The sequence below is a fragment of the Enterobacter cloacae complex sp. XAL002 genome (assembly GCF_049236805.1).
GTDB classification, from domain to species: domain Bacteria; phylum Pseudomonadota; class Gammaproteobacteria; order Enterobacterales; family Enterobacteriaceae; genus Enterobacter; species Enterobacter intestinihominis.
Genome location: NZ_JBMKJN010000017.1, coordinates 15,752 through 29,011, shown reverse-complemented (window position 1 = coordinate 29,011; position 13,260 = coordinate 15,752). Strand labels below are relative to the sequence as shown.

The 13,260-nt window shown below is 57.6% G+C and carries 10 protein-coding genes; 5 read left to right on the top strand and 5 right to left on the bottom strand.

Annotated features, from left to right (window positions below; genetic code table 11):
• Positions 1 to 95: 95 nt before the first annotated feature.
• Positions 96 to 2,291: a primosomal protein N' gene (gene priA / locus ACOT0L_RS16440; protein ID WP_023298897.1), complete on the bottom strand. Its 2,196-nt coding sequence runs from the start codon at positions 2,289 to 2,291 to the stop codon at positions 96 to 98.
• Between the two features lie 200 nt (positions 2,292 to 2,491).
• On the opposite strand from priA, the gene rpmE reads away from it, so the two are divergent.
• The gene (gene rpmE / locus ACOT0L_RS16435) at positions 2,492 to 2,704 is read left to right on the top strand and encodes a 50S ribosomal protein L31 (RefSeq protein ID WP_003862040.1); all 213 of its coding nucleotides are present in this window, start codon (positions 2,492 to 2,494) and stop codon (positions 2,702 to 2,704) included.
• A gap of 48 nt (positions 2,705 to 2,752) precedes the next feature.
• On the opposite strand, the gene metJ is transcribed toward rpmE, so the two are convergent.
• Positions 2,753 to 3,070: a met regulon transcriptional regulator MetJ gene (metJ, locus tag ACOT0L_RS16430; RefSeq protein WP_006179183.1), complete on the bottom strand. Its 318-nt coding sequence runs from the start codon at positions 3,068 to 3,070 to the stop codon at positions 2,753 to 2,755.
• Positions 3,071 to 3,345: 275 nt separating this feature from the next.
• Between metJ and metB the strand changes: the two genes are divergently transcribed.
• From metB to katG, 4 genes are all read left to right on the top strand, one after another.
• Positions 3,346 to 4,506, top strand: a complete 1,161-nt coding sequence (gene metB, locus ACOT0L_RS16425) for a cystathionine gamma-synthase (RefSeq protein ID WP_017383102.1) — start codon at positions 3,346 to 3,348, stop codon at positions 4,504 to 4,506.
• A gap of 2 nt (positions 4,507 to 4,508) precedes the next feature.
• On the top strand, positions 4,509 to 6,941 hold the full coding sequence (locus ACOT0L_RS16420) for a bifunctional aspartate kinase/homoserine dehydrogenase II (protein WP_126503569.1): 2,433 nt from the start codon (positions 4,509 to 4,511) through the stop codon (positions 6,939 to 6,941).
• A 270-nt stretch (positions 6,942 to 7,211) separates the two neighbouring features.
• The gene (gene metF, locus ACOT0L_RS16415; protein WP_022649792.1) at positions 7,212 to 8,102 is read left to right on the top strand and encodes a methylenetetrahydrofolate reductase; all 891 of its coding nucleotides are present in this window, start codon (positions 7,212 to 7,214) and stop codon (positions 8,100 to 8,102) included.
• Between the two features lie 144 nt (positions 8,103 to 8,246).
• A complete protein-coding gene (katG, locus tag ACOT0L_RS16410) occupies positions 8,247 to 10,427 on the top strand; it encodes a catalase/peroxidase HPI (RefSeq protein ID WP_058677363.1) in 2,181 nt (726 codons plus the stop codon).
• A 91-nt stretch (positions 10,428 to 10,518) separates the two neighbouring features.
• Here the strand turns inward: katG and gldA are convergent, their stop codons facing one another.
• From gldA to ACOT0L_RS16395, 3 genes are all read right to left on the bottom strand, one after another.
• Positions 10,519 to 11,622: a bifunctional L-1,2-propanediol dehydrogenase/glycerol dehydrogenase gene (gene gldA / locus ACOT0L_RS16405; RefSeq protein ID WP_023298894.1), complete on the bottom strand. Its 1,104-nt coding sequence runs from the start codon at positions 11,620 to 11,622 to the stop codon at positions 10,519 to 10,521.
• 12 nt (positions 11,623 to 11,634) lie between these two features.
• Positions 11,635 to 12,297, bottom strand: coding sequence for a fructose-6-phosphate aldolase (fsa, locus tag ACOT0L_RS16400; protein ID WP_038416924.1), 663 nt, complete (start codon positions 12,295 to 12,297; stop codon positions 11,635 to 11,637).
• Between the two features lie 128 nt (positions 12,298 to 12,425).
• The gene (locus tag ACOT0L_RS16395; protein ID WP_023298892.1) at positions 12,426 to 13,190 is read right to left on the bottom strand and encodes a helix-turn-helix transcriptional regulator; all 765 of its coding nucleotides are present in this window, start codon (positions 13,188 to 13,190) and stop codon (positions 12,426 to 12,428) included.
• Positions 13,191 to 13,260: the final 70 nt, after the last annotated feature.

Genomic DNA, 13,260 nt, shown 5'->3' with positions numbered 1-13,260 from the left:
AACTGCGGACCGCACCATTTTTACAGATAGTTAATGGAATCGGTTACAGAATTTTCATAAAAAGTGTGAGGCGCATTAAATTTTTCGATCCGTCTTCAGCCTTCAATCGGATCGACGTCCAGAACCCACTTCACTTTTCGCGCTTCCGGCAGGGTATTAATCAGCGCCAGCGTGCCGCTGACGATCTGCTGTAAACGGATACGCGAAGGGTGCTGAAGTAAGAGTTGCCAGCGGAAACGGCCGCCGCGTTTCGGGGCGAGCGCGGGTACCGGGCCTAAAATCCACAGCTGATTATCCACCAGTGGGCTGGCCTGCAGGAGATTTCTCAGCTGTTGCAGGAACAGCGGCGCCTGCTGATTGTTATGATCTTCCGCACGGATGATGACGTGGCTGGTCCACGGAGGAAGCTGCATCGTCTGACGTTCGGCCAGCGCCTGGTCCGCGAAGGCGTCATAGCCTTTGTGCAGCAGCGTTTGCAGCAGCGGGTGCTCAGGATGGTGCGTTTGCAGCACTACTTCGCCCTGCTTACCCGCTCGACCGGCGCGACCAGCAACCTGGGTATAAAGCTGTGCGAAACGCTCGGCGGAGCGAAAATCCGCGGAGAACAGCGCGCCGTCGACGTCCAGCAGGGCGACCAGCGTCACGTCCGGGAAGTGATGCCCTTTCGCCAGCATTTGAGTGCCAATCAGGATGCGCGCGCCGCCGCGATGCACTTCCGCCAGCTGCTGCTCCAGCGCCCCTTTGCGGCTGGTGGTGTCCCGGTCGATACGCGAGATGGGTACATCCGGGAAGAACGGCGCCAGCGCCTGTTCGAGCTGCTCCGTCCCCAGACCCACCGGCACGATGTGCGTTGAGCCGCAGGACGGGCACTGACGGGGTACCGGACGCTGGCTGTCGCAGTGGTGGCAGCGTAAATGGCGCTGAGCCTGGTGGAAGGTGTAGTAGTGATCGCAGCGCGGGCACTCGGCAATCCAGCCGCAGTCGTGGCACAGCAACGCAGGCGCGAAGCCGCGGCGGTTCAGAAACAGGATCACCTGGTTGCCCGCCTGCAAATGTTGGCGCATGCGGTTAATCAGCGCAGGCGCTAACCCGGCCTGCACCTGCTGGCCTTTCAGATCCAGCACATGCTGAATGGCCGGACGGGCATTCCCCGCGCGGCGCGTCAGGCGCAGCATGTGGTATTTACGCTGGCGAACGTTGTGCAGCGTTTCAAGCGCGGGGGTGGCGGACCCCAGAATAATGGGGATTTGCTCGCTGTGGGCGCGGTACACGGCTAAGTCGCGGGCGTGATAGCGCCAGCCTTCCTGCTGTTTATAGGAGCTGTCATGCTCTTCATCGATCACGATAACGCCGAGATTTTTAAACGGCGTAAAGAGTGAGGAACGGGTGCCAATCACAATCGCCGCTTCGCCGTTTTTCGCTTTCAGCCAGGCGCTGAGGCGCTCGCTGTCGTTCAGGCCGGAGTGCAGAACCTCAACGGGCGCATTAAAGCGTTCACGGAAACGGGCGATGGTTTGCGGCGTCAGGCCGATTTCCGGCACCATTACCAGCGCCTGTTTACCCTGCGCGAGCACATTTTCCAGTACGCTCAGATACACTTCGGTTTTACCGGAGCCGGTGACGCCCGCCAGCAGCCAGGCGGAGAAACGATCGGCGGCGCTGTGAATCGCGCCCACAGCGGTGGCCTGCTCGGTATTCAGACGCAGGCGATCGCCCGAGACGGAAAAGCCGTCGCGCCAGTCGTGAAGGGCAGGTGCTTCGCTGGCCAGCTCGCTCAGCCCTTTCTTCCTTAATGCCTGCAACGCGGTTTCGCTCACCTCGAGCTCGTCGACCTGATGGCGCCAGATTTTCCCCTGGCGTAGCGCGGCCAACGCCTGCTGTTGTTTTTGCGAGCGCTTCAGGCTGTTAATGTCGACCGCCTGACCCTGCTCGGTGGCAAACCAGTACCACATTGGCGCATGGCTGGCGCGCTTACCCTGACGCAGCATAATCGGCAGGGCGTGGAACAATACGTCGCCAATAGGATGGTGATAATAATCTGCCGCCCACAACAGCAGTCGCCAGGTGCTGTGAGAGTAAACAGGTTCATCGTCCAGCACTTCAACGATCGATTTCAGCTCGGTAAGCGGCAGCTCGCTTTTATCGCTGACGGAGACGACGATCCCCACGCGCTGCTGTTTACCGAACGGCACGGTCACGCGACAGCCCGCTTTGGCGCTCATGCTGTCGGGCAGCAGGTAGTCAAAGGTGCGGGGAAGCGGAACGGGCAGGGCAACGTGAGCGACGGGCATCGAATCTTCCTGACTTGAAAAGTGGCGCGTTAGTATACACATTAGTGAAAGCGGCGTGCGGATCAGTTTGCATACGTTGGTTAAATTCTGTATGATTCGCCGCCTTTGGTGTACTTTACGCCAAAGAACTTACATTCAACATCGCGTGGTGTCTGGCGTTAGGGCTGGAAGAGCGACGCGGCCTTAACTGAGGTTCTCCCATGAAAAAAGATATTCACCCGAAATACGAAATGATTACTGCAAACTGCTCTTGCGGTAACTCTATCCAGATCCGCTCTACCGTGGGTCACGATCTGAACCTGGACGTGTGCGGCAAATGCCACCCGTTCTACACTGGTAAGCAGCGTGATGTTGCAACCGGTGGCCGTGTTGACCGCTTCAACAAGCGTTTCAGCATCCCGGGCGCTAAATAAGTTTCCCGAAAAAAAGGCACCGCAAGGTGCCTTTTTTGTATCCGCTTATCAGTATTCCCACGTATCCGGGTCGATACCCAGTTCACGCATGATCACCTTCGCCTCTTCTGGAATTTCGTCACTGCGCTCTTTGCGCAGATCGTCATCGTTCGGCAACGGTTGGCCGGTAAACGCATGCAGGAACGCTTCGCACAGCAGTTCGCTATTGGTGGCGTGACGCAGGTTGTTCACCTGACGACGCGTACGTTCATCGGTGAGGATCTTCAACACCTTCAGAGGAATGGACACCGTGATTTTCTTGACTTGCTCACTCTTCTTACCGTGCTCAGCGTATGGGCTGATATATTCGCCGCTCCATTCAGCCATGAGATACCTTTAATCCTCTCAGTCATTAATCTAAAGGTGCAAAACCGGTAACCATCAGTTTTGAACCGTAATCTTTCGTAGTTTACCGTAGAGACGATACCGAGGCACGGATATTGCCGCTGTAGCGTGTCCTAAAGCATATAATTTTAACGGCTATTTGCGCATTGCTCAATCTATACGCAAAGAAGTTTAGATGTCCAGATGTATTGACGTCCATACTTTCAATGTTTACTCTGGTGCCTGACTTTTCACCTCATTCGCCAGGAAGCCTCACCATGACGCGTAAACAGGCCACCATCGCAGTGCGTAGCGGATTGAATGATGACGAGCAGTACGGCTGCGTTGTCCCGCCAATTCATCTCTCCAGCACCTATAATTTCACCGGATTTAATGAACCTCGCGCGCATGACTACTCGCGTCGCGGCAATCCTACGCGTGACGTTACCCAGCGCGCGCTGGCGGAACTGGAAGGCGGCGCAGGGGCGGTATTAACCAATACCGGCATGTCTGCCATTCACCTGGTAACCACGGTGTTCCTGAAACCTGGCGATCTGCTGGTGGCGCCGCACGACTGCTACGGCGGCAGCTATCGTCTGTTTGATAGCCTGGCGAAACGTGGCTGCTACCGCGTGTTGTTTGTCGATCAAAACGACGAACAGGCGCTGAAACAGGCGTTAGCCGAACAGCCGAAGCTGGTTCTGGTGGAAAGTCCAAGCAATCCATTGTTGCGCGTAGTCGATATTGCGAAAATTTGTCAGCTCGCAAGGGATGCGGGAGCGATAAGTGTAGTGGATAATACGTTCCTCAGTCCGGCCCTTCAGAACCCACTGGCACTGGGTGCCGATCTGGTGTTGCATTCATGCACGAAATATCTGAACGGCCATTCTGACGTGGTAGCGGGTGTGGTGATTGCCAAAGATCCTGATGTTGTCACTGAACTGGCATGGTGGGCCAATAACATTGGCGTCACCGCGGGCGCGTTCGACAGCTATTTGCTGCTGCGCGGTATCCGCACCCTGTCACCGCGTATGGACGTGGCGCAGCGTAATGCCCAGGCGATCGTGGATTTCCTGAAAACCCAGCCGCTGGTGAAGAAGCTTTATCACCCGTCGCTGCCGGAAAACCAGGGGCACGAGATTGCCGCGCGCCAACAGAAAGGATTTGGCGCGATGTTAAGTTTTGAACTGGACGGTGACGAGCAAACGCTGCGTCGCTTCCTGAGCGGGTTGTCATTGTTTACGCTGGCGGAATCCTTAGGGGGAGTAGAAAGCTTGATCTCCCACGCCGCAACCATGACGCACGCAGGTATGGCACCCGAAGCACGTGCCGCCGCCGGGATTTCCGAGACGCTGCTGCGTATCTCGACCGGTATTGAAGATTCTGAAGATTTAATTGCCGATCTGGAAAATGGCTTCCGGGTCGCAGCCAAGGGGTAATCATGAGTGTGATAGCGCAGGCAGGGGCGAAGGGTCGTCAGCTGCACAAGTTTGGTGGTAGTAGTCTTGCTGATGTGAAATGTTATCTGCGTGTCGCAGGGATCATGACCGAGTATTCACAGCCGGGGGACATGATGGTTGTCTCTGCGGCGGGCAGCACCACCAACCAGCTGATTAGCTGGCTGAAACTGAGCCAGACCGATCGCCTCTCTGCGCATCAGGTGCAACAGTCCTTACGTCGTTACCAGAGTGAACTGATTGCCGGTTTGCTGCCTGCGGACGTGGCGGACGGGCTGATAAGCGCCTTTACTCACGACCTTGAGCGTCTGGCAGCTCTGCTGGACAGCGGCATTACCGATGCGGTGTATGCGGAAGTGGTTGGCCATGGTGAAGTGTGGTCTGCGCGCCTGATGGCCGCCGTGCTGCAACATCTTGGCGTGGAAGCCGCCTGGCTCGACGCGCGTGATTTCCTGCGTGCCGAACGCGCCGCACAGCCGCAGGTGGACGAAGGGTTGTCCTACCCGCTGCTGCAACAGCTGCTGGTGCAACATCCGGGTAAACGTATTGTGGTGACCGGCTTTATCAGTCGCAGCAACGCAGGTGAAACCGTACTGCTGGGCCGTAACGGCTCTGACTACTCGGCAACGCAGATTGGCGCCCTGGCGGGCGTGTCCCGCGTCACCATCTGGAGCGACGTGGCCGGTGTCTTCAGCGCGGACCCGCGCAAAGTAAAAGATGCCTGCCTGCTGCCGCTGCTGCGTCTCGACGAAGCGAGCGAGCTGGCGCGTCTGGCGGCACCAGTGCTGCACGCGCGCACGCTACAGCCGGTTTCCGGCAGCGACATCGACCTGCAACTACGCTGTAGCTACACGCCGGATCAGGGTTCCACTCGCATCGAGCGCGTGCTGGCATCCGGTACGGGCGCGCGCATTGTCACCAGCCACGATGACATCTGCCTGATTGAGTTCCAGGTGCCTGCGGGCCAGGATTTCAAACTGGCGCACAAAGATATCGACACCATCCTGAAACGTGCCCAGGTGCGTCCGCTGGCCGTTGGCGTGCATAACGATCGCCAGCTGTTGCAGTTCTGCTATACCGCTGAAGTGGTGGACAGCGCCCTGAAGATTCTGGATGAAGCGGGACTGCCGGGCGAGCTTCGCCTGCGTCAGGGACTGGCGCTGGTGGCAATGGTGGGCGCGGGCGTCACCCGTAACCCGCTGCACTGCCACCGCTTCTGGCAGCAGCTGAAAGGGCAGCCGGTGGAGTTCACCTGGCAGTCGGAAGAGGGCATCAGCCTGGTTGCCGTTCTGCGCAAGGGGCCAACCGAAAGCCTGATTCAGGGCCTGCACACCTCCCTGTTCCGTGCGGAAAAACGCATCGGCCTGGTACTGTTCGGGAAAGGGAACATCGGTTCCCGCTGGCTGGAGCTGTTCGCCCGCGAGCAGGTCACGCTTTCGGCGCGTACCGGATTTGAGTTTATTCTGGCAGGCGTGGTGGACAGCCGCCGCAGCCTGTTGAACTACGAAGGGCTGGACGCCAGTCGGGCGCTGGCCTTCTTTAACGATGAAGCGGTTGAGCAGGACGAAGAGTCGCTGTTCCTGTGGATGCGCGCGCACCCGTACGACGATCTGGTGGTGCTGGACGTTACCGCCAGCGAGCAACTGGCCGATCAGTATCTGGATTTTGCCAGCCACGGGTTCCACGTCATCAGCGCCAACAAGCTGGCAGGCGCGAGCAGCACTGATAAATATCGCCAGATCCACGACGCGTTCGAAAAAACGGGTCGTCACTGGCTGTATAACGCCACCGTTGGCGCAGGTCTGCCGGTTAACCATACCGTGCGCGATCTGATTGATAGCGGCGACAGCATTCTGGCGCTGAGCGGGATCTTCTCCGGCACGCTCTCCTGGCTGTTCCTGCAATTTGACGGTACCGTGCCGTTCACCGACCTGGTGGATCAGGCGTGGCAGCAGGGCTTAACCGAGCCGGATCCGCGCGTCGACCTTGCCGGTAAAGACGTGATGCGCAAGCTGGTGATCCTGGCGCGTGAAGCGGGCTACGACATTGAGCCTGGCCAGGTTCGCGTTGAGTCTCTGGTGCCTGCGGGCTGCGAGGAAGGATCTGTCGATCACTTCTTTGAGAACGGCGACGAGCTGAACGAGCAGATGGTGCAACGTCTGGAAGCGGCAAACGAGATGGGCCTGGTGCTGCGTTACGTGGCGCGCTTCGAGGCGAACGGTAAAGCGCGCGTGGGCGTGGAGGCGGTACGTCCTGAACATCCGCTGGCGGCGCTGCTGCCGTGCGATAACGTCTTCGCCATCGAAAGCCGCTGGTACCGCGATAACCCGCTGGTGATCCGTGGCCCGGGTGCGGGGCGCGATGTGACCGCCGGAGCCATTCAGTCCGACATTAATCGCCTGGCTAAGCTACTGTAACCCCTCACCCTAACCCTCTCCCCTTAGGGGAGAGGGGACTGCTCGGTGCGGTCTTTCCCCCCTCGCCCCTTTGGGGAGAGGGCTGGGGTGAGGGGCCTTCTCACCCCCCATCATGAATCCCCTTCATCTTCCCTGAACAAACCTCACCGTTAATGTTGATTATTTCTGTTGACGTCATCCCGCTTTTCCGTCATTTTTACATCTGGACGTCTAAACGTATAGAAGTTCACAACACAACAAACAATGACACGCGAAAGATAGAGGTAAGGTATGAGCTTTTTTCACGCCAACCAGCGGGAAGCCCTGAATCAGAGCCTGGCCGAAGTAAACGGCCAGATTAACGTCTCTTTTGAATTTTTCCCGCCGCGCACCAGTGAAATGGAGCAAACCCTGTGGAGCTCTATCGATCGCCTGAGCAGCCTGAAGCCGAAGTTCGTCTCCGTAACCTACGGCGCCAACTCCGGTGAGCGTGACCGCACGCACAGCATCATTAAGGGCATTAAAGACCGAACCGGTCTGGAAGCGGCACCGCACCTCACCTGTATCGACGCCACCCCTGATGAACTGCGCGCGATTGCTCAGGACTACTGGAACAACGGCATTCGTCATATCGTTGCCCTGCGCGGCGACCTGCCGCCGGGGAGCGGTAAGCCGGACATGTACGCCACCGATCTGGTTGCCCTGCTGAAAGACGTTGCTGACTTTGATATTTCCGTTGCCGCTTACCCGGAAGTTCACCCGGAAGCGAAAAGCGCCCAGGCGGATCTGCTTAACCTGAAGCGTAAGGTGGACGCAGGTGCCAATCGCGCCATTACTCAGTTCTTCTTTGATGTGGAAAGCTATTTACGCTTTCGCGACCGCTGCGTCTCAGCGGGTATTGATGTCGAAATCATCCCTGGCATTCTGCCGGTCTCGAACTTCAAACAGGCGAAGAAATTCGCGGATATGACCAACGTGCGCATTCCGCTGTGGATGTCCAAAATGTACGAAGGTTTGGACGATGACCCGGAAACACGCAAGCTGGTGGGGGCCAATATCGCGATGGATATGGTGAAGATTTTAAGCCGTGAAGGGGTGAAGGATTTCCACTTCTATACGCTTAACCGCGCGGAGATGAGTTACGCCATTTGCCATACGCTGGGTGTCCGCCCGGCGTTATAAAGTAAAAATCCCTCATAAAGTGAGGGTTTTTTACTCGAACAGAAAGTTAAAAGGTATTAGCTATCGAATCTGTGGATTAATTCAACTATCTCTTATCGCTAGTGGTGTATATCGTAACGGTAACACTGTAAAGGGAGCATAGCGATGAGCATGTCAGACGAGACCAATAACGCGGCATCCGCCGGCAAATGTCCGTTCCACCAGGGCGGCGTCGATCACAGCGCGGGTGCAGGTACCGGCAGCAAAGAGTGGTGGCCTAAACAACTCCGCATCGATTTACTTAATCAACACTCCAGCCGTTCAAACCCTCTGGGTGAAGACTTCGACTACCGCAAAGAATTCAGTAAGCTCGACTATTCCGCCCTAAAGGGCGATCTCAAAGCACTGTTAACCGACTCACAACCGTGGTGGCCTGCCGACTGGGGCAGCTATGCGGGCCTGTTTATCCGTATGGCCTGGCACGGTGCGGGTACCTATCGCTCCGTTGATGGTCGCGGCGGTGCCGGTCGCGGTCAGCAGCGTTTTGCGCCGCTGAACTCCTGGCCTGATAACGTCAGCCTGGATAAGGCTCGCCGCCTGCTGTGGCCAATTAAGCAAAAATACGGACAAAAAATCTCCTGGGCCGACCTGTTTATCCTCGCGGGTAACGTGGCGCTGGAGAACTCCGGCTTCCGCACCTTTGGTTTCGGTGCCGGGCGTGAAGACGTCTGGGAACCGGATCTGGACGTGAACTGGGGCGATGAAAAAGCCTGGCTGACTCACCGTGACCCGGAAGCGCTGGCGAAGCGCCCGCTGGCCGCCACAGAAATGGGCCTGATTTACGTTAACCCGGAAGGGCCAAACGCCAGTGGTGAACCGCTGTCTGCGGCGGCGGCGATCCGCGCTACCTTTGGCAACATGGGCATGAATGACGAAGAGACCGTTGCGCTTATTGCAGGCGGCCATACGCTCGGTAAAACGCACGGTGCAGGCGAAGCCACGCACGTGGGCACTGACCCTGAAGCGTCGCCTATTGAAGCGCAGGGCCTGGGCTGGGCCAGCACGCACGGCACCGGTATTGGCGCTGACGCCATCACCTCCGGGCTGGAAGTTATCTGGTCTCAAACCCCAACCCAGTGGAGCAACTATTTCTTCGAGAACCTGTTCAAATACGAATGGGTGCAGACGCGTAGCCCGGCGGGCGCAATTCAGTTTGAAGCCGTGGATGCGCCGGAAATTATGCCTGACCCGTTCGACCCGTCGAAAAAACGCAAGCCAACCATGCTGGTCACCGACCTGACGCTGCGTTTTGATCCGGAATTCGAGAAAATTTCCCGTCGTTTCCTGAACGATCCGCAGGCCTTCAACGAAGCCTTTGCGCGCGCGTGGTTCAAGCTGACCCACCGCGATATGGGGCCAAAAGCGCGGTACATCGGCCCGGAAGTACCGAAAGAAGATCTGATTTGGCAGGATCCGCTGCCTCAGCCGGTGTTCCATCCGACGCAGGAAGATATTGAAAGCCTGAAAGCGGAAATCGCGGCCTCGGGTCTCTCCGTGAGCGAGCTGGTTTCCGTGGCCTGGGCGTCGGCATCGACCTTCCGCGGCGGCGACAAGCGTGGCGGCGCTAACGGCGCGCGTCTGGCGCTGGCACCTCAGCGCGACTGGGACGTTAACGCCGCGGCGGTACGGGCATTACCGGCTCTGGAAGCGATCCAGCGCACCACCAACAAAGCGTCACTGGCCGATATCATTGTGCTGGCGGGTGTCGTGGGCGTTGAGCAGGCGGCGAAAGCGGCAGGCGTTTACGTCAACGTACCGTTCACTCCAGGTCGTGTGGATGCGCGTCAGGATCAGACGGATATCGAGATGTTTAACCTGCTCGAACCGATTGCCGACGGTTTCCGTAACTATCGCGCACAGGTGGATGTGTCCACCACGGAGTCGCTGCTGATCGACAAAGCCCAGCAGTTGACCCTGACCGCGCCGGAACTGACGGTATTGATCGGCGGTTTGCGCGTGCTGGGTGCAAACTTCGATGGCAGCAAGAATGGCGTGTTTACTAACCGCGAGGGCGTGCTGAGCAACGACTTCTTCGTCAATCTGCTGGATATGAACACCCAGTGGAAAGCGACCGACGACTCAAACGAGCTGTTTGCCGGTAGCGATCGCGCCAGCGGGGAAGTGAAATATACCGCCACCCGCGCCGATCTGGTCTTCGGTTCCAACGCTGTCCTCCGCGCGCTGGCCGAAGTTTACGCCAGCAGCGATGCACAAGAGAAGTTCATCCGCGACTTCGTTGCCGCATGGGCGCGAGTGATGGATTTGGATCGGTTTGACGTGAAGTAACCCTTGTGCCGGGTGGCGGCTACGCCTTACCCGGCCTACAAATTAAAGTGCCATGTAGGCCGGGTAAGCGCAGCGCCACCCGGCTTTTCTATTACTCCCACTCCTGCAAGAATCGCTGTCCATACTGGTCCGCCACCAGCAGCGCCGCATAGACCTGATCCGGCGTTACGCCGCCAGGCATGTTGTGAATGGTTTCCCCTTCGGCACAGGACGCCTCCGCGATCAGCCGCATTTTAGCCGGAATATCCTCTTTGATATTCAGCTGCGCCAGCGTAATTGGCAGCCCGACGCTATGGCACAGCGCCGCAACGGTTTCGATTTCTTCTACCGGCGCGTTCTCCAGTACCAGTTGCGTCAGCGTACCAAATGCCACTTTTTCACCGTGGTAGAAATGGTGCGCATCCGGCACCGCCGTCATGCCATTGTGAATGGCGTGTGCCGCCGCCAGCCCGCCACTTTCAAAGCCCACGCCGCTCAGATAGGTGTTGGCTTCAATAATGCGTTCCAGAGCAGGCGTCACCACGTGTTGTTCCGCCGCCAGCATCGCTTTCTCGCCCTCTTCAACCAGCGTGTTGTAGCACAGCTCAGCCAGCGCTAACGCTGCCTGCGTGCACTTGCCACCCGCCATGGTCGTGGCGCCGCTGCGCGAACAGGCGCGCGCTTCAAACCAGGTTGCCAGGGCATCGCCAATCCCGGCGGCCAGCAGGCGCGCAGGTGCGCCCGCCACCACCCTGGTATCGACAATCACCATGTTCGGGTTGTGCGGCAGCATCAGGTAGCGATCGAACTCGCCGCTGTCGGTATAAATCACGGAAAGGGCACTGCACGGCGCATCGGTGGAGGCAATGGTCGGGGCAATAGCCACCGGCACGTCCATAAAGTGCGCCAGCGCTTTGGCGGTATCCAGCGTTTTTCCGCCCCCGATACCCAGCACCGCCAGGCAGTCGGTACTGTCGGCCAGTTTTTTCAGGCGATCGATTTCATTTTGCGAACATTCGCCGCCAAACGGTGCAATTTCGGCATGGAGTCCGGCTTTTTTAAAACTCTGACGCAGGGTTTCTTCGGCAAAACCCAGCACAAATTTATCGCCTACCACCAGCCAGCGAGCCGCCAGCGGCTTCAGGTAGTCGCCGAGACGAGTAAGAACATCAGCGCCCTGGATGTACTTCCCCGGCGATTGAATGATACGGTCCATAACATTTCTCCCTTAGAGGTTGAGGTTACCAAACGCGTTTTTCCAGTCCTGCTCGAACTTCTCTATGGCTGACTCTACCGCTGGCGTGCCGAGCATTTGTTGCGCTACGTCTAAGGGAAGCGTGATTGCCTCACATCCTGCCAACAGGCAATCCAGCGCCTGGCGCGGCGTTTTAAAGCTGGCAGCCAGCACCATGCTCTCTGGCGCATGCTGTTCCAGCAGGGATTGCAGTTCCTGTACCGTGCGAATTCCGTCACCGCCCTGCGCATCGACGCGGTTTACATACGGTGCGACATATTTCGCTCCTGCCAGCGCGGCCAGTAACCCCTGAGCGGCGCTGTAAACGGCGGTTCCCAGCGTGGTAATTCCCTCTTTCTTCAGCGTTTTAATCGCGATGAGCCCCTGTGCAGTGACGGGAATTTTTACCACGATGTCCGGCAGGGCATTGTTCAGCCGTTTTGCTTCCGCCACCATTCCTTCGGCGTCGCGGCTCATGGTTTGGGCAAACAGCCTGCCCTCCGGGCCGATAGCCTGCTGCAGGCGCGGCAACACCTCCCAGACAGATTCGCCGCTGGCGGCTACGATGCTTGGGTTGGTGGTCACGCCCGCAATGGGAAAAATGCGCGCCAGGCGTTCAACTTCTGCCACGTTGGCGGTATCCAGGTACAGTTCCATTATTTTTCCTTAAGTCAGAAAGGTTGAATAAAGGATACGGCGCACCCAGTCGCGGCGAATACAGGTCAATTTTGCCAAATACTGGATAAATGTAATGTCCCTGGCGAAGTGAGAGAGCGATCACAATGCTACTTTTTGGCGATCAGCTGGCTGTGATACTGGCGTCGATATTCGGAAGGGGAACGTTCAGTGTGCTTGCGAAAGAGACGGCAAAAGTAGTTACTGTCCGTAAATCCGCAGCTTGCAGCGATATCTTTGATTTTAAACTCGTAGCCTTTAAGAAGCTGACGCGCGTGCTCGAGGCGTGTTTGCGTAAGATATTCGTTGAACCCCACGCTGCCTGTTTTTTGAAAAAGATGAGAAAGGTAGTTCGGTGAAATATAAAACGCCTGCGCCACCGATTCACGGGTCAGTGCAGAGGCGTGATGTTCTTCGATGTAGTGACGAATCGCTTCAAATAATGCACGGCTGCGGCTGGCGGTATGGATATCGCTGCCCAGCAGATCGCGACAGTGGCTGAGCAAACTTAATACCACCAGTCTGGCCGTTTCCCGATCGTCTGGCTGCATTTGCAATTCAGCGAGCGTCTGCAAAAGGAATGCGCCCACTCGCGGCCCGCGTCTGGCAACCTGTTGCTGTTGCAAAAGCGTGTTGTCGCGCTCGAGCTGAAGAGTCAGTTGTTGCTTGCCGAAGCTAATGTTGAGCGAAAAGGCGGGTTGAAGCGGAATATTACCGGATGAAAAAAATAACGCTTCGCAGGCCGTATCAAAGCTAAGCACGAGGCAAGGTGACGTTCGGGGGAGCGGTTTAGCCGAAGGGGGGAAATGCACCTGACGCAGCGGCAAGGTGCCGTTGATCAGGTCATTCAGGATGTGGGGGATATCGTGGTGCATGGTGTGGATACCAGGGTATTGCCCGGCGACGCTGGCGCTTGCCGGGCCTAAGAAAAGCCTATTGTAGGCC

What these genes read in the sequence shown, in the direction of transcription:
- ACOT0L_RS16420 (WP_126503569.1), top strand. Translation starts at nt 4,509, where the DNA reads ATGAGTGTGATAGCGCAGGCAGGGGCGAAGGGTCGTCAGCTGCACAAG.
- rpmE (WP_003862040.1), top strand. Translation starts at nt 2,492, where the DNA reads ATGAAAAAAGATATTCACCCGAAATACGAAATGATTACTGCAAACTGC.
- metB (WP_017383102.1), top strand. Translation starts at nt 3,346, where the DNA reads ATGACGCGTAAACAGGCCACCATCGCAGTGCGTAGCGGATTGAATGAT.
- priA (WP_023298897.1), bottom strand. Translation starts at nt 2,291, where the DNA reads ATGCCCGTCGCTCACGTTGCCCTGCCCGTTCCGCTTCCCCGCACCTTT.
- metF (WP_022649792.1), top strand. Translation starts at nt 7,212, where the DNA reads ATGAGCTTTTTTCACGCCAACCAGCGGGAAGCCCTGAATCAGAGCCTG.
- metJ (WP_006179183.1), bottom strand. Translation starts at nt 3,070, where the DNA reads ATGGCTGAATGGAGCGGCGAATATATCAGCCCATACGCTGAGCACGGT.
- ACOT0L_RS16395 (WP_023298892.1), bottom strand. Translation starts at nt 13,190, where the DNA reads ATGCACCACGATATCCCCCACATCCTGAATGACCTGATCAACGGCACC.
- fsa (WP_038416924.1), bottom strand. Translation starts at nt 12,297, where the DNA reads ATGGAACTGTACCTGGATACCGCCAACGTGGCAGAAGTTGAACGCCTG.
- katG (WP_058677363.1), top strand. Translation starts at nt 8,247, where the DNA reads ATGAGCATGTCAGACGAGACCAATAACGCGGCATCCGCCGGCAAATGT.
- gldA (WP_023298894.1), bottom strand. Translation starts at nt 11,622, where the DNA reads ATGGACCGTATCATTCAATCGCCGGGGAAGTACATCCAGGGCGCTGAT.